This window comes from Nonomuraea sp. 3N208, assembly GCF_052245935.1.
Classification (GTDB): Bacteria; Actinomycetota; Actinomycetes; order Streptosporangiales; family Streptosporangiaceae; genus Nonomuraea.
This window is the reverse complement of sequence record NZ_JBQQBR010000013.1, coordinates 42706-61991: the sequence shown is the minus strand read 5'-3', so window position 1 is coordinate 61991 and position 19286 is coordinate 42706. Positions and strand designations below refer to the sequence as shown.

The following is a 19286-nucleotide window of genomic DNA, read 5'->3' as shown; positions in this document are numbered from 1 at the left end:
GATGCGAGAGCTCGCGGAGCGGCCGGAGGACGTGCCGCTGGTGTTCGCGGAGCGGTTCAACAGCGGCGATCCGGCGGCGGTGGCCGAAGTGTACGAGAGCGCAGCCGTGTTCGTTCCGGAGCCGGGCGCCGCGCTGACCGGGGCCGAGGCGCAGGCCGCCAACGCGCGGTTCGTGGGCCTCGGGGTGCCGATCAGCGTTCGCCCCCGGCATGTTTACGCGTCGGGAGACACCGCGCTGCTGATCGTGGACTGGGTCATCGAGGGCACGGACCACGACGGACGGCCGGTGCGCATCGAGGGCACCGCGACCGACGTCGCGCATCGCGGGCAGGACGGGCGCTGGCGGTATGTCATCGACAACCCGTTCGGGGTGGGACGGGAAGCCGCCTCCTAATCTGGACGAGTGCTGTCGAATTCGCGGCGGCCATCCGACATAAGGGTGTAGGGCAAGATTCGCCATCGGAAAAGGGAGAACCCCATGGCCCAGTACGCAATCATGCTGTTCGCACCGGCCCCCGCCGACGCCGACGACCTGACTCCGGAGCAGCGCGAGGCACATGACCGGCACGGTGAGGACGTCGAGAAGCTGGGCGGCACCATGCTCACGGCGTTCGCGCTGCAGCCGAGCACCATGGCGACCACGGTCCGTGGAGACGTCGTGACGGACGGGCCCTTCCTCGACGCCAAGGAGGTCGTCGCCGGCTTCTACGTGATCGAGGCGCCCGACCTGGACGCCGCGCTGGAGATCGCCAAGCGCAATCCCATCAACTGGCTCGGGGGCGGCGTCGAGGTTCGGCCCGTGGCGAGTGGATTCGTCAAGGCCCCCGCTGAAGGATGAAAGACGTCGAAGCGGCGGTCGCGGACGCGCACCGCCGCCGCTGGGCCCTGGTTCTCGCGTCGACGGCACGCGTGGCCGGGGACCTGGACCTGGCCGAGGAGTGTGTGCAGGAGGCGTACGCCGCGGCGCTGGCGAGCTGGGAGCGCGACGGGATCCCTGACAACCCGGCGGCCTGGCTCACCACCGCCGCCAGACGGCGCGCGGTGGACGCGATACGGCGGGAGCGGGTGTTCCGCGCGAAGCTGCCGCTGCTGATCGAGCCCGAGCCGGTGGAGGAGGCAGCGGACGAGGGTGACATGGACGAATCCGAGTACGCGGTGCCGGACGAGCGGCTGCGGCTGATCTTCATGTGCTGCCATCCGGCGCTGGCGCAGGAGGCGCAGCTGGCGCTCACCCTCAGGCTGGTGTGCGGGGTGCCCACCGGGGACATCGCCCGCGCGTTCCTGGTGCCGGAGACGACGATGGCCGCGCGGCTGACCCGGGCGAAGAAGAAGATCTCGGTCGCCAGGATCCCGTACCGGGTGCCCGGGGCGGCGGCGCTGCCGGACCGGCTACGCGGGGTGCTCGGTGTGATCCACCTGCTGTTCACCACCGGGCACACCGCGCCGTCGGGCGCGTCGCTGATGCGTGCGGACCTGATGGACCAGGCGCTGCACCTCGCCCGCATGCTGCGCGAGCTGATGCCCGACGAGCGGGAGGTGTGGGGGCTGCTCGCCCTGCTGCTGGTCACCGACGCCCGGCGGGCCACCAGAGTCGACGCCCATGGCCGGTTGCTGCGGCTGGAGGAGCAGGATCGCTCGCGATGGGACCGGGCGGCGATCGCCGAGGCGCACGACCTGATCGTGAACGGCCTGCGCGGCGGGCGGCCGGGGCGCTACGTGCTGCAGGCCGCGATCGCGGCACTGTATGCCGAGGCGCCGGCCTACGAGCAGACGGACTGGCCGCAGATCGTGACCCTGTACGACGAGCTGCTGAAGGTGTGGCCGTCCCCAGTGGTGGCGTTGAACCGGACGGTGGCCCTGGCCCACGTCTCCGGCCCGGCGCAGGCGCTCGCCGAAGTGGAGGAGCTGGAGAAGGACACCCGGCTCGCGGGATACCAGTACCTGCCGGCGATCAAGGCGGACCTGCTGCGCCGGCTCGGCCGCACTGAGGAGGCGACGGCCGCGTACCGCAAGGCGCTGGAGCTCACCAGGAACGAGGCCGAGCGAGAGTTCCTGACCGGACGCCTCGCGGAGCTGCCGTAGCCGCAGCGCAGCGGAACGGGAGCGTGAGAACGCCGTACGGCCCGCACCCCGGGCAATGGGACGCGGGCCGTACGACGGACGGACGGGTCAGTGGCCGTGGCCGTGACCGTGGCCCTGGCCGGCGGCCTGGGCCTCCTCCTCGGGCTTGTCCACCACAAGCACCTCGGTGGTGAGCAGCATGCCCGCGATGGAGGCCGCGTTCTGCACGGCCGACCGCGTGACCTTCACCGGGTCGATGACGCCCTGGTCGAGCAGGTTGCCGTATTCGCCGGTCGCGGCGTTGAGGCCGTGACCAGGCTGCAGCTCGGCAATCTTGTGGGTGACCACGTAGCCCTCGAGACCGGCGTTCTCGGCGATCCAGCGGGCCGGCTCGACCAGCGCGCGACGGACCACGCCGACGCCCGTGGCCTCGTCGCCCGACAGGCCGAGGTCGTCGAGGTCCTTGGAGACGTGGATCAGCGCGGAGCCACCGCCGGAGACGATGCCCTCCTCGATCGCGGCGCGCGTCGCGGAGATCGCGTCCTCGAGACGGTGCTTCTTCTCCTTGAGCTCGACCTCGGTGGCGGCACCGACGCGCAGCACGCACACACCGCCGGCGAGCTTGGCCAGGCGCTCCTGCAGCTTCTCGCGGTCCCAGTCGGAGTCCGACTGCTCGATGGCGAGCCTGATCTCCTTGACGCGGTCCTCGATGGCCTGCTGGTCACCGGCGCCGTCGACGATCGTGGTGTTGTCCTTGGTGACCACGATGCGGCGGGCCTGGCCGAGCACCTCGAGACCGACGTGCTCCAGCTTGAGGCCGACCTCCTCGCTGACGACCTGGCCGCCGGTGAGGATGGCCATGTCCTGCAGCATCGCCTTGCGGCGGTCGCCGAAGCCCGGGGCCTTGACGCCCACGGAGGTGAACGTGCCGCGGATCTTGTTGGTGACCAGGACGGCCAGGGCCTCGCCCTCGACGTCCTCGGCGACCACGAGCAGCGGCTTCTTCGTCTGGGCGATCTTCTCCAGCAGCGGCAGGAAGTCCGCGATGGAGGAGATCTTGCTCTGGGTGAGCAGGATGTAGGCGTCCTCCAGGACGGACTCCATCCGCTCGGGGTCGGTCACCATGTAGGCCGACAGGTAACCCTTGTCGAACTGCATGCCCTCGGTGAACTCGAGCTCCATGCCCATGGCGTTGGACTCTTCGACGGTGAGGACACCGTCCTTGCCCACCTTGTCGAACGCCTCGGCGATCAGGTCGCCGATCTGCGCGTCCTGAGCGGAGATCGTGGCGACGTTCGCGATCTCCTTCTTGTCCTCGACCGGGCGGGCGCTCGCGAGCAGCTTGTCGCTGATCGCCGCGGCGGCCTTGTCGATGCCGCGCTTGAGCGACAGCGGCGAGGCGCCGGCCGCCACGTTGCGCAGGCCCTCGCGGACCATGGCCTGGGCCAGGACGGTCGCGGTGGTGGTGCCGTCACCCGCGATGTCGTTGGTCTTGGTCGCCACTTCCTTGGCGAGCTGGGCGCCGAGGTTTTCGTAGCGCTCTTCCAGCTCGATTTCACGAGCGATGGTCACACCATCGTTCGTGATCGTCGGCGCACCGAACTTCTTGTCGATGACGACATTGCGGCCACGCGGGCCGAGGGTAACCTTCACGGCGTCCGCGAGGGCGTTGACGCCGCGCTCAAGTGCGCGGCGGGCGTCCTCGTCGAACTCCAGGATCTTCGCCATTGCTGAAAGTCCTCTCCTAGCGTCGAAAGCCCCGGTCGCCCTCAAGAGCGCCCGGGGCTCGACACATCCGGCTTACTTCTCGATGATCGCGAGAACGTCGCGGGCGGAGAGCACGAGGTACTCCTCGCCGCCGTACTTGACCTCGGTGCCGCCGTACTTGCTGTAGAGGACGATGTCGCCCTCCGAGACGTCGAGCGGAATCCGCTTGTCGCCGTCCTCGTCCCAGTTGCCAGGGCCCACCGCGAGGACCTTGCCCTCTTGCGGCTTCTCCTTGGCGGTGTCTGGGATAACCAGGCCGGAAGCGGTCGTCTGCTCAGCCTCGAGCGGCTGAACCACGATGCGGTCGCCGAGCGGCTTAACGGGAACCTTAGTGGCGGTCGTCACGATCGGACCTCCCCTTCAGATTTGAATGATCTAGAAGAGGCGACCAGCGGGGCCTGCCGTCGCGGGTGTCAGACCTGCCTCGTCGCACGTTGGCACTCTCAAGGTGAGAGTGCCAACAGGAAACATATGCAAGAGGGGCTTGACAGTCAACACGAACGCGTCTGCTCAGAGCGATCAGGCCTTATTCGGCGTACGAACCCTGTGTGAGGTCGGCCACGATGCCGGGCCGGACGGGACTCCAGCCGAGGGCCTGGCGGGTGCGGGCGGCGCTGACCCGCTGACTGATCGACAGCGCGTGCGCGAAGCCCTCCCCGAGCAGTTTGGCCGCCTCCTCGAGCGGCCAAGGCTCGGCCGTCTCCTTGACGCCGGCTGACCTGGCCGCCGCCTCGGCCACGGCGGTCACGGGCACGGCTTCCTCGCTGACGGCGTGGTAGACGGTCGCGCCACCCTTCTCGGCCGCGGTCACGATCAGCTCGGCCAAGTCGTCCACGTGCACGAACGTCCACGTCGGCACCTCGCCGCCGGCATGGACGTAAACGCCGGTCCCGCGCTGGGCGGCCTGGCCGCGCAGCAACGCCGGGATGCCCGCGCCGCGTCCATGGACGACGCCGGGCCGCACCACGGAGCCGCCGCCGTCGAGTATCAGCCGCTCCACCTCGTGCCGGTACGCCACGAGCGGAATCGGCTTCGCCGGGCTGTCCTCGTCCGCGCCGTCGGTCTCGCCGAGCACCCAGACGCCGCTCACGTAGACGACCTTCTTGCCCGACCCTGCCAGAGCGGCGATGGTCGCCAGGTCGGTGCCCTGGTCGCCGGTCAGCTGGCCCGCGTGCACGACCGCGTCGATGTCGGCGGTGATCGCGGCCTGCAAGGTCGAGGCGTCCGCCAGGTCCCCGTAGCGCTCGTCGGCCGCGGCCGGCACGCGTCTGACTCCGCCGGCCGTGGGCCGTACGAACGCCACCACCTCATGCCCCCGCCCGGCCAGCCGCTCCATCACGGCCGCGCCGATGTAGCCCGTCGCACCTGCGACCAGCACCTTCATTGTCCCACCCCAAACATTTCGACATTGAACATTTGTACGCCGAAGCTAGCGTACAACTTCGAACATTTCAATGTCGTACGATTACCGGCATGGATGACGTGGTGGACACGATGCTCGGGCAGTGGGCCTGCACCCGGCCCGACGTCGACGTCTCCCCCTTGGGTGTGATCGGCCGGGTGTCACGGGCGTCGCGGCTGCTGGAGCGCGGGGTCAAGGAGTTCCTGGCCGAGCACGGGCTGGAGGCGTGGGAGTTCGACATGCTCACCACGCTGCTCAGGAGTGGCGAGGACGCCACCATGTGCATGAAGGACGTGTCGGCGGCCGCGATGATCAGCCCGGGCGCGCTGACCAATCGCATGGACCGCCTGGTGGAGCGCGGGCTGGTGGAGCGCTGGCCGGCGCCGGGAAACCGCCGGATGACACTGGTCACGCTGACGGACGAGGGGCGGCGGGTGGCCGACGACCTGCTGGAGCGGCACACGGCCAACGAGGACCGCCTGCTGTCCGGGCTCTCCGCCCCCGACCGCGACACCTTGGCCGGCCTCCTCCGCAAACTCCTCCTCTCCCTGGGCGACACCGCCCCCTGCGACGCTCCTCCGGGGGAGACCCGCGCCCTCTCAGGCTCCTAGGGCGGCGCACCCTGGCCCGGGCGGGCTTGCCCGGTTCTGGCGCCGCCTGGGCCCAGGCGGCGGGTACGGGTGGTGACGGCCCCGGGCGGATGCGCCCGGGCACCGCATGGAGCGACGGTCCTGGGAACGCGGGCGGCGTCTCGATGGGTCTCGCGGGCGCGATAACGTCCTGTGACGTGGACCTCGACGCGTTCAACGAGCTGCTGACGCCGCGCGGCCAACGGGCGCTCGCCGAGGCCGGGGAGCTCGTCGGCGCCGACCCGGTCGCCGCCGCCACGAAACTGCGCAAAACCTATGACGCTCCCCTCACCTCGGCCGCCCTGACCCAGGCCGGCCTGCGGGAACGTGCCAAGGCCAAGTTCGGCGACGACGCCCGCAGGATGTACTTCACGCCTCATGGCCTGGAGCAGTCCACGCGGGCGGAGGTGGCCGAGCACCGCGCCCGCCGCCTGGCCGGGGCCTCGGTCGTGGACGCCTGCTGCGGTATCGGTGGCGACTTCCTGGCCCTGGCCCGCGCCGGCTGCACGGTGACGGCCGTGGACATCGACCCCCTGACGGTCGCCGTGGCCAGAGCCAACGCCGAGGCGCTCGGGCCGGCCGACCGGGTGACGGTGACCGTGGGGGATGCGGCCGCCGTCCGGCCGGAGGACTACGACGTGCTGTTCGCCGACCCGGCACGGCGGACGAGCCGGGGCAGGACGTTCGACCCCCTGGCTTACTCGCCGCCCTGGCCCGTGGTGCTCGGCCTGTTCTCCAGAGCGGAGCGGGCCTGCCTCAAGGTCGCGCCGGGCATCCCGTACGAGTTCATACCGGAGCAGGCCGAGGCCGAGTGGGTCTCGTACAAGGGCGAGGTCAAGGAGGCCACCCTCTGGTCCACGGACCAGCCGACCCGCCGCGCCACGCTGCTGCCTGGCGGCCACACCATGACCGCCACCAACGTCAGGGCCCCGGTCGGCGCGATGGGGCGCTACATCTACGAGCCCGACGGCGCCGCGATCCGGGCTCACCTCGTAGGCGAGGTGGCCGAGCTGGTCGGCGGCCGCCTGCTCGATCCGCTGGTGGCGTACATCGCGGCCGACGAGCTGGTGGACACCCCATGGGCCGCGAGATACGAAGTCGAGGACATTATGCCGTTCTCGCTGAAAAAGCTGCGTGCAGCCCTCCGTGAACGGCAAATCGGAAATGTCACCATCAAGAAGCGGGCTTCCGCCCTCGACATCGAGCGCCTCCGCACGGATTTGCGACTCAACGGGGAAAGGTCGGCAGTAATCATCTTGACGCGGATTATGGCTCGGCCATATGCCATCATCTGCGACACCTCCCCACCTGCCTGAACAGGGAAACCGGCCATTCTTCCGTTAACCGCGATCTTTCAATTCGGCGCTGACGGACGGTGATCGAAAGGCTAAGGTGGACGGGCGGGAGTTCTCCCCCTAATGCGGTTACCAACGTTCTCGCCCTTTCATCTGCAAACCGGACCTACCCCACCGCTGCGCGGCAGACCGTCGGCGACGCGAAGGAGCCTTTCGGTGGACAATTCCAATCACACCACCCTTCTTCAGGCAGGAGGCCATTCCGGCATCTCCGAGAGGATGCGAGACCTGCTCCAGCGCGCCTCCCAGGACCACGTGTACGAGCAGCGCACGCAGGGTGCCGTGCTGGACGAGATCCGCCAACGGCTCGAGGGCATGGAATGGCTGCTCCGGGAGGTACGCGAGCGCGAGCTGGGCGGTCTGAGCGGCACCCTGGAGTCGGTCAACGGGCGGCTGGAGGACATCACCGCCAAGCCGCCGATGTGGGCGGAAGGCCTGGCCCAGCATGTGGAGGCGGTCCGCGACCACGTCGACGCGGTCGGCGAGCGGGTGGGTCACGTGGACGTCCGCGTGAGCCCGATCACGGAGCTGCCGAGCCTCTGGTCCGACCTGGGCACCGTAGGCGAAAACGTCGACGAAGCACTCAAACGCCTGCAGTCCGTGCTCGACACCACAGACGGCATCACCAGGAATATGTCCGATTTCGCCACACTGCTGGCCGGCCTCAACTCCAGCATGGAAGCCGCCGCCACCCGCTTCACCAGGCTCGACAAGTCGGTGGCCGAGCTGGCCACCCGCACCGACCGCGTGGAGTCCGCGGTCGGCGAGCTGTCCGAGGACGTCAACGATCGGCTGACCCGCGCGGCCGAGCAAATGGCCGGCACGGTAGACACGGCCGAGCAGCGCCTCACGACTCGCCTGGAGGAGACCGGCGAGCACCTGACCACCCGGCTGGGCGAAATGGACCAACGCCTCACCATCCGGCTCGATGAGACCGACCAGAGCCTCACCCTCAGGCTCGACGACACTCACCACCGCCTCACCGCCAAACTGGACGAGACCGACCACCGCCTCACCACCAAGCTCGACGAGACCGACCAGCGGCTCACCGCCCGGCTGGAGGAGAGCCACCAGCACCTGTCCGCCCGGCTCGAGGAGACGGACCAGCAGCTGTCCGCCCGGCTCGACGCGGCGGACCAGCAGCTGGCCGGCCGGCTCGACGCGGCGGACGAGCGGCTCGCCGTACGCCTCAAGGAGGCCGACGCGCAGCTCAACGGCCACCTGGCCGACGTCGAGCAGCGCCTCACCACCCGGCTCGACGAGACCGACCAGCACCTGGCCGTGCAGCTCGGCGAGGGCGAGCAGCGCCTGACGGCCAGGCTCGACGGCGTGGACGCCAGACTCGACCGGGCCGAGGGTAGGTTGCTCGGGCTCGACACCAAGCTCACCGGGTTCGACGCCAGTCTCACAGGATTGGACGGCCGGCTGGAGTCAGCCGACGAGTGCCTGGCCGACATCGACACCAGGCTCGACGGTCTCGACGGCAGGATGGGCGGCGTCGACAAGCGGCTCGCGGGCATGGACGGCCGGCTCGGTGCGGTGGACAAGCGGCTGGGCACCATGGACGACCACCTGGGCAGGCACGATGACCGTTTCGACGCGCTCGACGTGCGCATCGACGCCCGCTTCACCGCGCTCGACGAGCGCGTGGTCGCCACCGACCAACGCCTGGGCGAGACCGCCACCCGCAACGAGGGGCGCTTCAACCGGCTCGACAGCCAGATGGACGCCATCGACGAGCGGCTGGGCGAGGCCGAGGAGCACCTGAGCGGCCGCTTCGACACGATCGACGGCCACCTCGGCGGGCTCGACACCCGCTTCAACGGCCTCGACACCCACATGAACGGCCTGGCCACCCGCGCCGAGCAGGCCGGCGCTCACCTGGAGGCGGTGGACGACCGCATCGAGGCCGTCAACGAGCGTGTGGGCCGGCTCCCCACGGCCTTGGGCATCTCGGAGCTCCAGTCGCAGGCCGGCGAGCAGACTGCACGCCTGGCCGCGGCCGCCGACACGCTGACCGACCTCGTCAGGTCCCGTCCCGACCGAGACGAGCTGGCCCAGACGGTCACCGGCATCGTCGCGCCCGCGGCCACCGACCTCACCAAGCGCCTCAGCGCCCTGGAGGAGACGATGCTGGTCCTGGCCGAGGCGCTGCTGCGCCCCAGCAGGACCAAGGACTGAGTGTGGGGGAGGTCACAGCCGGGGCTGTCACGTACTCCTGATCGGGAGCGTCCGTTGCTCAGAGACGAAAGGAGCGCGGACGCATGTTCGTCAAGATTGCGGTGGTGGTGGGGGCGGCCATGATGCTGGCCGCCGGCGTGTGGATGCGGATCGACCCCGCGAGCTTCGCGGAGTGGGCCGGCTGGCCCAACCACGTCCATTTCCTGCACGATGCGGGCGTTTTCCAGATCGGCATCGGCCTGATGATGCTCGGCGCCTTGTGGTGGCGGGACGTGATCGCCGTCGTGCTGGCGGGCTTCCTGTTCACCAACACGTTCCACGCGATCAACCACCTCCAGGATCAGGCCATGGGCGGGCGCGCGTCCGACTGGTGGGTCCTGGGCCTGTTCTCGCTCCTCACGGGTGTGGCGCTGGTCTTGCGCCTACGCGCCCTGCGGGGCAGGCCGGCCTAGGCGCCGTCACTACGTCCGTCCGCACGCCCAGAACCCCCTCAGGGGTAACACGCCGTACGCCCGGCACCGCGGGCACGGCCGGCACGCCCCGCACGCCCAGCGGGCACTGCGCGGCGCGCCGGGTAGGCGCGTGCGGTGAGGGCCGCCCGCTTGAGGGCGTGGCGGTTGAGGGCGCACGCATGAGAGCGCACGCATGAGGGCGTAAGGAGAAGACGCACGCCCTGCGCGGCAGGTCCGGTGAGGGCGTGCAGGCGTCAGACGTGGACCGTGGTGATCGGCAGGGAGGAGTCGGCCGGGATCTCCAGGCTCGAGGGCGCGACGCCGGCCGCGACCAGGTCAGAGCCCAGCGCGGCGACCATGGCCCCGTTGTCGGTGCACAGGCCGGGACGGGGCACCCGCAGCCGCACCCCGGCCGCGTCGCACCGCTCCTGGGCCAGCGCCCGCAGCCGTGAGTTGGCCGCCACGCCGCCGCCGATCAGCAGATCCGCCACGTCGTACTTCCGGCACGCCTGCAGCGCCTTGCGGGTCAGCACGTCGACCACGGCCTCCTGGAAGGAGGCGGCCACGTCCGGCACGTGGATGGACTCGCCCGCCGTCTCGCGGGCCTCGATCCAGCGAGCCACCGCCGTCTTGAGACCGGAGAAGGAGAAGTCGAGCGTGCCGTCGTCGACCTTGCCACGCGGGAAGGCGATCGCCGTGCCGGAGCCCTCGCGGGCGGCCCGGTCGATGTGCGGACCACCGGGGAACGGCAGCCCCAGCACCCGTGCCACTTTGTCGAACGCCTCCCCCGCCGCGTCGTCCACGGTGGAACCGAGCGAGATCACGTCCTCGGCCACGTCAGGCACGAGCAGCAGCGACGAATGGCCGCCGGAGACCAGCATGGCGATGCACGGCTTGGGCAGCGGCCCATGCTCCAGCTGGTCGACGGCGACATGGGCGGCCAGGTGATTGACGCCGTAGAGCGGGACGCCGAGGCCGAGCGCATAGGATTTGGCCGCCGCGACCCCGACCAGCAGCGCGCCCGCCAGCCCAGGGCCGGCGGTGACGGCGATGGCGTCGATGTCGGCGAACTTCAGCCCGGCCGCGACCAGCGCGGCCTCCACGGTCGGTGTCATGGCCTCCAGGTGAGCGCGGGAGGCGACCTCGGGAACCACGCCGCCGAATCTGGCGTGCTCTTCCATGCTGGAGGCAATGGTGTTGGCCAGCAGCGTGTGGCCCCTGACGATGCCGATGCCAGTCTCGTCGCAGGACGTCTCGATGCCCAGGACCAGTGGTTCGTCAGCCATCCAGGTTCCTTCTCATCATGATCGCGTCGGTGCCGTCGTCGTAGTAGCGGCGGCGGGTGCCTATCTCCTCGAATCCGAAATGCCGGTAGACGGCCTGAGCGCGCGGGTTGTCGGCGCGTACCTCGAGGAAGATCTCCCGCGCTCCCCTGCGGCGCGCCTCGGCCAGCAGTTCGGTCAGCATCGCGCTGCCGATGCCGGTGCCCTGGTGCTTCTCCAGCACCGCGATGGTCTGCACGTCGGCCTGGTCGGCCGCGGCGGCGAGCCCGGCGTAGCCGACGATCTCGTCGTCGGCCAGCGCCACCACGTAGTGGCGCGAGCGCGGCATGTCGGCCAGCTCGCCGCGCATCATGCCCTCGCTCCACGCGTCGAGCGGGAACGTGGCCCGCTCGATCTCCATGACCGCCGGCAGGTCGGCGTCGGTCATCGGCCGGAGCTTCACGCCGTCACCCGCTTGGGCGTCCCTGGCACCACGGCGTCGGGCCGGCGCAGGTAGATCGGGCGCGGCGGGTCGAGCGGCGTGCCTTCCGCGAGCCGCTCGGCCGCGAGCGAGGCCAGAGCGCCGGCGTAGGGGTAGAGGGGAGCGTCGTTCTGCCGGAATACATCGGGATAAAGGTCCGCACCCGCTCCCACGACCGGCAACCCCTCGACCGGCACCTGCGCGGGCCGGTCCACGAAGGGACCGTCGAGCCTGGAGCGCATGTCCGCATAACGCGCCCAGAAGACCTCTTTGCGCCGCGCGTCGGTGGCCACCAGGAACGGCTCGGCAAGGCCGCTACCGTAGGCGACCGCGTCGAGAGTGCAGATGCCGTACGCGGGCACGCCCAGCGTCGTGGCCAGACCCTGCGCGGTCATCAGCCCGACACGAAGCCCGGTGTAAGGACCAGGGCCGCTGCCCGCCACGATGGCGGTCACGTCGCGCAGCGCCGCCCCCGCCTCGCCCAGCACCAGCTCGATGGTGGGTACGAGCAACTCGCCGTGACGCCGGGCGTCGATCGTCGTGGACTCGGCGAGCACCCGCTCGCCGTTGTGGAGCGCGGCGGTGACGGCAGGCGTCGCGGTATCAAAGGCCAGGACCAGCACGACTGATTAGCCTACCTGCAGGGCGGCTCTCACCCGGCCGTATCCTCAGGACCAGCCCGTACGCCGCCGCAGCCAATCCAGAGCGACCACGCCCTGCGCCCGCTGGAACTGCCGCACGGTGGGGATCCCCGGCGGGTCCGGCTGGCGGCCCTGGCGCACGAGATAGCCGGCCACGGCCGCGACAACCGTGGTCACAGCCGGGTCCGGGTCGTCGAGCAGCTCGTGCGGCGGCGGCCCGCCCTGCATGCCGACCGACGGCAACATGGCCACCAGGTCGAACCAGGGCGCGCCCACGCAGGCCCACGGCCAGTCCACGATGTAGACCCGGTCGTCGGTGAGCAGGATGTTGTCGGCCCGCAGGTCGGCGTGGACCAGGCTGTCGCCCGCCACGGCGGCGACCCAATCGGACTCCAGCTCGACCAGCTCGTCAAGATGGCGCAGCGCCCAAGGATCGAGCCCGCCGGTGTCCTCTTGGGTCAGCTTGCGCCAGCCGTCGAACTTCGCCCCGAAGACCTCTCCCACCGTCGGCGCGTCGATCGGGGTGGGCGTGAGCGCCGCCGACATGCTCCCGACGGCCTCCAGCACCCGCTCGAGCTCGTCGCGCCGCCACGGCAGCTCCGGATGGCCGCCCTCGACGTCCTCGAAGACCAGCACCACCCAGCCCGCCAGCTCGAACCCGGTCAGCAGCCGGGGCGCGGGCACAGACTCGGGCAGGGCAGCAGCGATCTTGAGCTCGGACCGGTAGATGCCCGGGGTGTCGGGGTTCGGCTCGGGCCCGACGGCCTTGACGAAGGCGCGCCTGCCCCCCTCGGTACGCAGCCGAACAGCGGCCGCCGGCGAGAACCCGCCCGATTGGGTGCTCGCCTCAACCACCCGCCCGCCGAGGAACTCCTCCACGGCCGCGCGCACCTCCGGATGCACGTCATGCCAGGGCACACGCGTGCCGGACGCAGGCGGATGGCTCATACCTGCGAAGCGTAGACGATGATGTTGTCCAGGTATTCGCCCTTGGCGTAGTCGAACTTGCCGCCACAGGTCACCAGCTTGAGCCCGTCCTCGACGTACACGCGCCTGGTCGGGAAGCTGTCCTTGTGCACCTGCTCGATCGAGTCGACCTTGTACGTCACGGTCTTGCCGTCACTGCGCTCGACCTTCACCGTCTCGCCCTTGCGTAACTGCCTGAGCTTGTAGAACACGGCCGGCGCGGTCTTGGTGTCCACGTGGCCGATGATCACCGCAGCGCCCTTCTCGCCGGGCACCGCGCTGCCCGAGTACCAACCGGCGACCTTGGGCTTCTCGTACGGCGGCAGCTCGACATCGCCGTTCTTCTCCAGGCCGAGCTTCATCAGCGGGGCCTCGACGTCAATGGAGGGGATGTCGATGCTCTCGGGTACGACGTTCGCGACGGGAGTGGAGCCGGTCTGCTGCATGCCCCGGCCGAACGCGAACAGCAGCAGACCCGTCACGGCCCCTGCGAGCACCACCCGTCCTGGGCGGGCCATCGTGTTATGCCCGGTTGCGCCGCTTGACCGCGAAGGCGATGCCGCCGGCCAGTGCCAGGGCGATCAGCACGCCCGCGGGGCCGAGCGGGATCGAGGACTCGTCGCTGGCGTCCTGCGCGTACGTGCCGCCCCCGCCGGCCCTTGGCGCCCTGGTCGGCACGTTGGTCGGCAGCGCCTCGCCCGAAACGACCCGCAGCTGGGCCGTGCCCATGTCGTTGGTGCCGTCGCACTTGACGTTGACGGTGTACGTGCCGCGCTTGATCGTTCCCCCGACCTGCGCCGAGCCGCGTACCCAGGGCGAGCCGCCCGCGGCAGCGGTCGGCGTGGGGGAGCTCGCACCCGAGGGGACCGGGTCGAGCGTGGCGCCGCTGACGAACGCCGTGGACGTCGCGGTGCCGGTGTGGGCGGGACCGCCGCTCGGGAGGGGGCAGTTGGCCAGGATCCACACCGTCGAAGTCTGGCCGGCCGTGACGCGGTCGGGGTTGAGCTGGACCTGGATGGTGGGCCGGGTGACGCTCGGCCGCGGGCTGGCCGTCGTGGGAGTGGCTGTGGGGGTCGCACCCGGGCTGGTGGCCGTGCCGGTGGCTGTGGGTGTCGGTGTGGCTGTGGGTGTGGTTTCGGCCGAGGCCGTGCAGCCGGTCGTCAGACCGACCATGACGATGGCTCCCGCATACGCGACTCGCCTGACCCTGAGCACCGGCCGCACCCCACTTTGCCGTCTTGCCACCAGCATCCACCCAATTCGTGGATGTCGCCCCTCCTGATACCCAGAAAATCTGGGCGAATCCCTAGCCAACGATCATGATTTACATCATTGGCCTGGTACGTCAAGAGTGCCAGCTTTGCCGGGGATTGATCGAGATTTTAATCTTCTAGCCGATCAAACGGCGTGTCGGCCCATCGCGGGCCGACGGCGCGCAACGTCACGATCCTGGCCTCATCGCCGGCCTCGCGGTCGATGTGGACCTCCAGCCGGTCCTCGGACAGGCCTTCGACCAGGCCCTCGCCCCACTCGACGACCGTGACGGAGTCCTCCAACGAGGCGTCCAGGTCCAGATCGTCCACTTCCAGGTCACCGCCCAGCCGGTAGGCGTCGGCGTGCACCAGCGGCGGGCCCTGGCGCAGCGACGGGTGCACCCGGGCGATCACGAACGTGGGCGAGGTGATGGGGCCGCGTACCTTGAGCCCTTCGGCGAGGCCCTGCACGAGCGTGGTCTTGCCGGCGCCGAGCGGCCCGGACAACACGACGAGGTCTCCGGCGCGTAGGACCGCCGCCAGGCGGGCGCCGTACGCGCGCATGTCCTCGGCGGTCGCGGCTCTCACTCCTGCTCCACCCGCTTGATCAGGTCGCGCAGCGCGTCGTTGACGACTCCAGGACGCTCGAGCTGGATCAGATGCGAGGTGTCGGGCACCTCCGTGAGCTGGGCCTTGGGCAGGGCGGCCGCCATTGCCTTGCTGTGGTCGGTCGGGGTCAGCCAGTCCCGGTCGCCGACCATGATCGCGGTCGGGACCGGATCGAGCACGTGCAGCGCAGACAGCTTGTCGTGGTTCATCAGCGCAGGGTAGAAGTCGGCGAACACCTCGGTAGGCGTCGCCCTGATCATGGACTCGGCGAAGTCGACGACGGTGGGGCTGATGTTCTTGGAGTCGCCGAAGCCCATGTAGCGGGTGATCAGGAAGGCGATGTCGCTGCCCGCGTGGCGGGTCCTGTCGACCAGCGCGCCCCGCTTGCCCAGCATCGACACCGTGGAGGGTGCGACCTTGTGCACGACCTTGGACACCATCGCCGGCAGGCCCAGCGTGAGCTCGGCCAGTTTGCCCGCCGAGGTCGAGATGAGCGACACGGCGCGGATCTTCTCGCCGAACAGCTCGGGGCGGCGGTCGGCGAGCGCCATGATCGTCATGCCGCCCATGGAGTGACCGACCAGCACGCACGGTCCGGGCACGAACTCCTCGATCACCTCGGCCAGGTCCTCGCCCAGCCGGTCGATCGTGCTGTCATCGGCACCGGCGCGCTGGGAGCGGCCGTGCGAGCGCTGGTCCCACAGGACGATGCGGTAGTTCTCGCGCAGGTCCTTGCGCTGGTAGTGCCAGGACTCCAGGCTGAGGCAGTAGCCGTGACAGAGCACCACAGTCAACGGTGCGTCGTCTGGGCCATCGATCTCGACATGAAGCGCCACCCCATCAGAGGTGACGAGCGTGCGCTCCCTGCCCCGCAGCTCGCCGAACGGCTCGCTGGCCTCGGTGTCGGGGCGCAGCCTGATCCGGCCGACCGCGTAGCGCTTGGCCAGCGCCGCCGCCGCGACGCCTGCGGACGCCGCGCCGACGAGCGCGCCGGCGATCCCTACCCTGCGCCGTGTTGTCGTCGTCATCTCCCCGATCCTTCTTATGCCCGACCCTCGTAAACCCGCGGCACTCGCGAGCCGATCCTCGTCACGATTTCATGCGTGATCGTGCCGAGCGTATCCGCCCACTCCTGAGCGGTCGGCTCGCCCCCGTCGCCGGGGCCGAACAGCACGACCTCGTCGCCCGCCGCCAGTTTGTCGTCACCCATGTCGATCATGAACTGGTCCATGCACACCCGTCCGGCGATCAGCCTGCGGCGGCCGCCCGCCAGCACCTCGGCCCTTCCCGTGGCGTGTCTGAGTATGCCGTCGGCGTAGCCCAGCGGGACGAGTCCGAGCGTGGTCTCGCGGTCGGTGACGTAGAGGTGCGCGTACGACACTCCCGAGCCCTCGGGGACCCGCTTGACCAGCCCGACCTGGGCGGTGAGCGTCATGGCCGGCCGGAGGCCGAAGTCGCCCAGCTCGGGGATCGGGCTCAGGCCGTACATCGCGATGCCGGGCCTGACCAGGTCGTAGCGGGCGTCGGGGAGGGTCATGATGGCGGCGGAGTTGGAGATGTGCCTGATCACGTGGGAGCCGGCCGCACCTGCCTGCTCGGCCAGCTTCAGCGCGGTCTCGAACGCCGCCAGCTGTTGCTCGATCGACGGATGACCGGGGATGTCGGCGCAGGCGAAGTGCGACCAGAGGCCGACGATCTCGATGACGCCCTCGGCCCGCAGCTCCAGGGCCCTGGCCAGCAGCGCCGGCCAGGCGGCGGGCGGACAGCCGCCCCTGCTCATGCCGGTGTCGGCCTCCAGGTGCAGCTTCGCGGTGCGTCCTGTGCGCCGGGCAGCGGCGGCGATCTCGTCGAGCAGCCGCTCGTCGGCGGCGGACAGCTCGACGTCCTGCGCCAGCGCCTCATCGAGCGGCTCGTCCGGCGTGATGAGCCAGGCCAGGATCGGCGCGGTCACGCCACCCGCACGCAGCTCCAGCGCCTCCCTGACGAACGCGGTGCCGAGCCGGCTCGCGCCCCCCTCCAGCACGGCCGTCGAGCACGGCACCAGGCCGTGCCCGTAGGCGTCGGCCTTGACGGCGCCCATCAGCTCGGCACCGGCCGCCTGCTCCTTGAGCAGGGCCACGTTCTGCCTGATCGCGGCCAGGTCCACCCGAGCCTGAGCGGGCGTGGCCATCGGGGAGTGCATCCTTCTAGTGTGGCAGCTCAGACGTGTGGTCGAGCGCGATTCCCACCGCTCACGCCCCTGACCCGCAACTTTTGCCCCCGCCCCGCCCCGCCTCTGCCCTGGACGCGCTCTCGCCGCCAGCCGCCCCGCCCCCGCAGCATGGCGGCCTGTGCCGTGCGCGCCCGCCGTATGCGTCGGCCCGGACGCCAAGAGGGCCGGTCTAGGAGGTAGGCCGTGAAGGCCGTCAGTTGTTGTCGGTGCTCACCGCGCGGATGGCCGCGGGAATCGCCGTGGCGACGTCGGCCGCCGCCAGCGGGGCGCCGTCGGCGGCCATGCGGCCGGCCAGCCCGTGCAGGTACGCTGCGCAGGCCCCGGCGTCGTAGCAGCTCAGCCCCTGGGCGAGCAGCGCGCCCGCCACGCCGGACAACACGTCGCCGGTGCCGCCGGTGGCCAGCCAGGACGTGCCGGTGCCGTTGACGCGTACCGGCCTGGAGTCCTCGGCGATCAGCGTGGTCGACCCCTTGAGCAGCACGGTCACGCCCAGCTCGGCGGCCGCCCGCCGGGTGTGCTCCACCCTGGCGGCCTCGATGTCGTCGCGGTCGGCCCGGATCAGCCTGGCCAGCTCCCCGGCGTGCGGCGTGACCAGCACCGGCGCGCTGCGGAACAGCAGCGAGCGTTCCCTGGCCACCAGCGTCAGCGCGTCGGCGTCGATCAGCACGGGCACTTGGGATTCGAGCACCCTGGCCGCCAGCTCGTGCGCCCAGTCGTCGGTGCCGAGCCCCGGCCCGAGCACCCAGGCCTGCACCCGCCCGACGTCCTCGATGGAGGGCCGCTCCAGCTGCGTGATCACCGCCTCCGGCCAGTGCGCGCGCACCTGCGCCACGGGCGCGGCCGGTCCGGCGTAACGCACCATGCCCGCCCCGGCACGCAGCGCCCCGCCCACGGCGAGCACGGCGGCGCCGGTGTACAAATCGCTCCCGGCCGCGACGCCCAGCACACCCCTGCGGTATTTGTCCGACTCCTTGCCTGGGCGCGGCAGCAGGTCGTCCACGTCGCCGTCGGTCAGCGCGGCGATGTCCGGGTCGGGCAGGTACGACCCGAGCCCGATGTCCACCAGCTCGACCCTCCCCGCGCAGGCGGCGCCGGGATCGACGAGCAGGCCTGTCTTGAAGGCGCCCATGGTGACGGTCACACGGGCGCGCACGACCGTGCCCTCCACCTGCCCGGTGCTGGCGTCCACGCCGCTCGGCACGTCCACCGCGACGATCGGGCCGCGGGCGGCATTCGCCTCTTGGACGAGCTCACGGTACGGCTCCCGCAGCGCTCCCGTCGCCCCGATCCCGACGAGCCCGTCGATGATCAGGTCGGCCCGCTCGAGCGCCGCCCGGTCGACGACCCGCCCGCCGGCCTCCTTGAACGCCGCCAGGCCTGCCTGGTGCGTCTTGGAGCCGGCCAGGATGGCGCCCGCCCACGCCCCGCGCCTGGCCAGGCGCTCGCCGGCGTAGAGCGCGTCGCCGCCGTTGTCGCCGCTGCCGACGAGGAGCACGACGCGTTTGCCGTACACGCTGCCGAGCAGGTCGGCGCAGACGGCGGCTAGCCCGGCGGCGGCCCGTTGCATGAGCGTGCCCGGCGGCAGCTTCGCCATGAGCACGTGCTCGGCGTCCCGGATCTGGTCGGCGGTGTAGGCAGTGCGCATGATCCGAAGCTATCCCTCCGCGATCACATAGGCCACGGCCACACCTGCGTCGTGGCTGAGCGACAGGTGCCAGCGCTTGACCCCGAGGTCGTAGGCGACCTCGGCGGCCTTGCCGGTGACCCGCAGCTCCGGCTTGCCCAGCTCGTCGCAGCGCACCTCCGCCTCCAGATGCCCCAACCCCTTGGGCGCGCCGAGCGCCTTGGCGACGGCTTCCTTGGCGGCGAACCTGGCGGCCAGCGAGTGCACCGGAAGCGGCCGCTCGACCTCGGTGAACAGCCGCTCGCGTAGTTGTGGCGTACGTTCGAGCGCCGCCTCGAAGCGGGCGATGTCCACGACGTCCACGCCGATACCCAGGATCACCGTCCCAGGT

21 protein-coding genes are annotated in these 19286 nt (G+C 70.6%); 7 read left to right on the top strand and 14 right to left on the bottom strand.

Annotated elements, in window-relative coordinates:
* The first annotated feature begins 1 nt into the window (after nt 1).
* The 3 genes from ACTWPT_RS20915 to ACTWPT_RS20905 all read left to right on the top strand — a co-directional run bounded on the left by ACTWPT_RS20915 (nt 2) and on the right by ACTWPT_RS20905 (nt 2082).
* Nucleotides 2–394, top strand: a complete 393-nt coding sequence (locus tag ACTWPT_RS20915) for a YybH family protein (protein WP_443179092.1) — start codon at nt 2–4, stop codon at nt 392–394.
* A gap of 84 nt (nt 395–478) precedes the next feature.
* Nucleotides 479–838 carry a YciI family protein gene (locus tag ACTWPT_RS20910; protein WP_443179091.1) on the top strand — a complete coding sequence of 120 codons (360 nt, stop codon included), beginning with the start codon at nt 479–481 and terminating at the stop codon, nt 836–838.
* Nucleotides 835–2082, top strand: a complete 1248-nt coding sequence (locus tag ACTWPT_RS20905) for an RNA polymerase sigma factor (RefSeq protein ID WP_443179090.1) — start codon at nt 835–837, stop codon at nt 2080–2082. Before ACTWPT_RS20910 ends, ACTWPT_RS20905 begins: the two co-directional genes overlap by 4 nt.
* An 87-nt stretch (nt 2083–2169) precedes the next feature.
* Here the strand turns inward: ACTWPT_RS20905 and groL are convergent, their stop codons facing one another.
* The 3 genes from groL to ACTWPT_RS20890 form a co-directional block, all read right to left on the bottom strand.
* The gene (gene groL / locus ACTWPT_RS20900) at nt 2170–3789 is read right to left on the bottom strand and encodes a chaperonin GroEL (protein ID WP_443179089.1); all 1620 of its coding nucleotides are present in this window, start codon (nt 3787–3789) and stop codon (nt 2170–2172) included.
* A 72-nt stretch (nt 3790–3861) separates the two neighbouring features.
* Complete coding sequence (gene groES, locus ACTWPT_RS20895; protein WP_043623565.1) at nt 3862–4173, bottom strand: co-chaperone GroES; 312 nt, start codon at nt 4171–4173, stop codon at nt 3862–3864.
* Nucleotides 4174–4354: 181 nt separating this feature from the next.
* On the bottom strand, nt 4355–5212 hold the full coding sequence (locus ACTWPT_RS20890) for an NAD-dependent epimerase/dehydratase family protein (protein WP_443179088.1): 858 nt from the start codon (nt 5210–5212) through the stop codon (nt 4355–4357).
* 89 nt (nt 5213–5301) lie between these two features.
* Between ACTWPT_RS20890 and ACTWPT_RS20885 the strand changes: the two genes are divergently transcribed.
* The 4 genes from ACTWPT_RS20885 (at nt 5302) to ACTWPT_RS20870 (ending at nt 9847) form a co-directional block, all read left to right on the top strand.
* Complete coding sequence (locus ACTWPT_RS20885) at nt 5302–5841, top strand: MarR family winged helix-turn-helix transcriptional regulator (protein ID WP_443179087.1); 540 nt, start codon at nt 5302–5304, stop codon at nt 5839–5841.
* Between the two features lie 176 nt (nt 5842–6017).
* Entirely contained in the window at nt 6018–7175 is a 1158-nt protein-coding gene (locus tag ACTWPT_RS20880; protein ID WP_443179086.1) for a class I SAM-dependent methyltransferase, read from the top strand.
* A gap of 195 nt (nt 7176–7370) precedes the next feature.
* The gene (locus ACTWPT_RS20875; protein WP_443179085.1) at nt 7371–9395 is read left to right on the top strand and encodes a hypothetical protein; all 2025 of its coding nucleotides are present in this window, start codon (nt 7371–7373) and stop codon (nt 9393–9395) included.
* An 83-nt stretch (nt 9396–9478) separates the two neighbouring features.
* Nucleotides 9479–9847 carry a hypothetical protein gene (locus ACTWPT_RS20870; RefSeq protein WP_443179084.1) on the top strand — a complete coding sequence of 123 codons (369 nt, stop codon included), beginning with the start codon at nt 9479–9481 and terminating at the stop codon, nt 9845–9847.
* Between the two features lie 254 nt (nt 9848–10101).
* On the opposite strand, the gene tsaD is transcribed toward ACTWPT_RS20870, so the two are convergent.
* From tsaD to ACTWPT_RS20815, 11 genes are all read right to left on the bottom strand, one after another.
* The gene (tsaD, locus tag ACTWPT_RS20865) at nt 10102–11133 is read right to left on the bottom strand and encodes a tRNA (adenosine(37)-N6)-threonylcarbamoyltransferase complex transferase subunit TsaD (RefSeq protein WP_443179083.1); all 1032 of its coding nucleotides are present in this window, start codon (nt 11131–11133) and stop codon (nt 10102–10104) included.
* Complete coding sequence (rimI, locus tag ACTWPT_RS20860) at nt 11126–11557, bottom strand: ribosomal protein S18-alanine N-acetyltransferase (protein WP_443179082.1); 432 nt, start codon at nt 11555–11557, stop codon at nt 11126–11128. Before rimI ends, tsaD begins: the two co-directional genes overlap by 8 nt.
* A gap of 11 nt (nt 11558–11568) precedes the next feature.
* Nucleotides 11569–12213, bottom strand: coding sequence for a tRNA (adenosine(37)-N6)-threonylcarbamoyltransferase complex dimerization subunit type 1 TsaB (tsaB, locus tag ACTWPT_RS20855; protein ID WP_443179081.1), 645 nt, complete (start codon nt 12211–12213; stop codon nt 11569–11571).
* Nucleotides 12214–12258: 45 nt separating this feature from the next.
* Complete coding sequence (locus ACTWPT_RS20850; RefSeq protein WP_443179080.1) at nt 12259–13179, bottom strand: phosphotransferase; 921 nt, start codon at nt 13177–13179, stop codon at nt 12259–12261.
* On the bottom strand, nt 13176–13715 hold the full coding sequence (locus ACTWPT_RS20845; protein WP_443179079.1) for a class F sortase: 540 nt from the start codon (nt 13713–13715) through the stop codon (nt 13176–13178). Before ACTWPT_RS20845 ends, ACTWPT_RS20850 begins: the two co-directional genes overlap by 4 nt.
* A gap of 4 nt (nt 13716–13719) precedes the next feature.
* Nucleotides 13720–14370 carry a hypothetical protein gene (locus tag ACTWPT_RS20840; RefSeq protein WP_443179078.1) on the bottom strand — a complete coding sequence of 217 codons (651 nt, stop codon included), beginning with the start codon at nt 14368–14370 and terminating at the stop codon, nt 13720–13722.
* A gap of 209 nt (nt 14371–14579) precedes the next feature.
* A complete protein-coding gene (gene tsaE / locus ACTWPT_RS20835) occupies nt 14580–15014 on the bottom strand; it encodes a tRNA (adenosine(37)-N6)-threonylcarbamoyltransferase complex ATPase subunit type 1 TsaE (protein ID WP_443179278.1) in 435 nt (144 codons plus the stop codon).
* Between the two features lie 20 nt (nt 15015–15034).
* The gene (locus ACTWPT_RS20830) at nt 15035–16087 is read right to left on the bottom strand and encodes an alpha/beta fold hydrolase (protein WP_443179077.1); all 1053 of its coding nucleotides are present in this window, start codon (nt 16085–16087) and stop codon (nt 15035–15037) included.
* Between the two features lie 14 nt (nt 16088–16101).
* Nucleotides 16102–17229 carry an alanine racemase gene (alr, locus tag ACTWPT_RS20825; RefSeq protein ID WP_443179277.1) on the bottom strand — a complete coding sequence of 376 codons (1128 nt, stop codon included), beginning with the start codon at nt 17227–17229 and terminating at the stop codon, nt 16102–16104.
* Nucleotides 17230–17464: 235 nt separating this feature from the next.
* Nucleotides 17465–18916 (bottom strand): NAD(P)H-hydrate dehydratase, encoded by a 1452-nt coding sequence (locus ACTWPT_RS20820; protein ID WP_443179076.1) that lies wholly within the window; start codon nt 18914–18916, stop codon nt 17465–17467.
* Between the two features lie 9 nt (nt 18917–18925).
* Nucleotides 18926–19276 carry a holo-ACP synthase gene (locus tag ACTWPT_RS20815; protein WP_443179075.1) on the bottom strand — a complete coding sequence of 117 codons (351 nt, stop codon included), beginning with the start codon at nt 19274–19276 and terminating at the stop codon, nt 18926–18928.
* Nucleotides 19277–19286 lie beyond the last annotated feature (10 nt).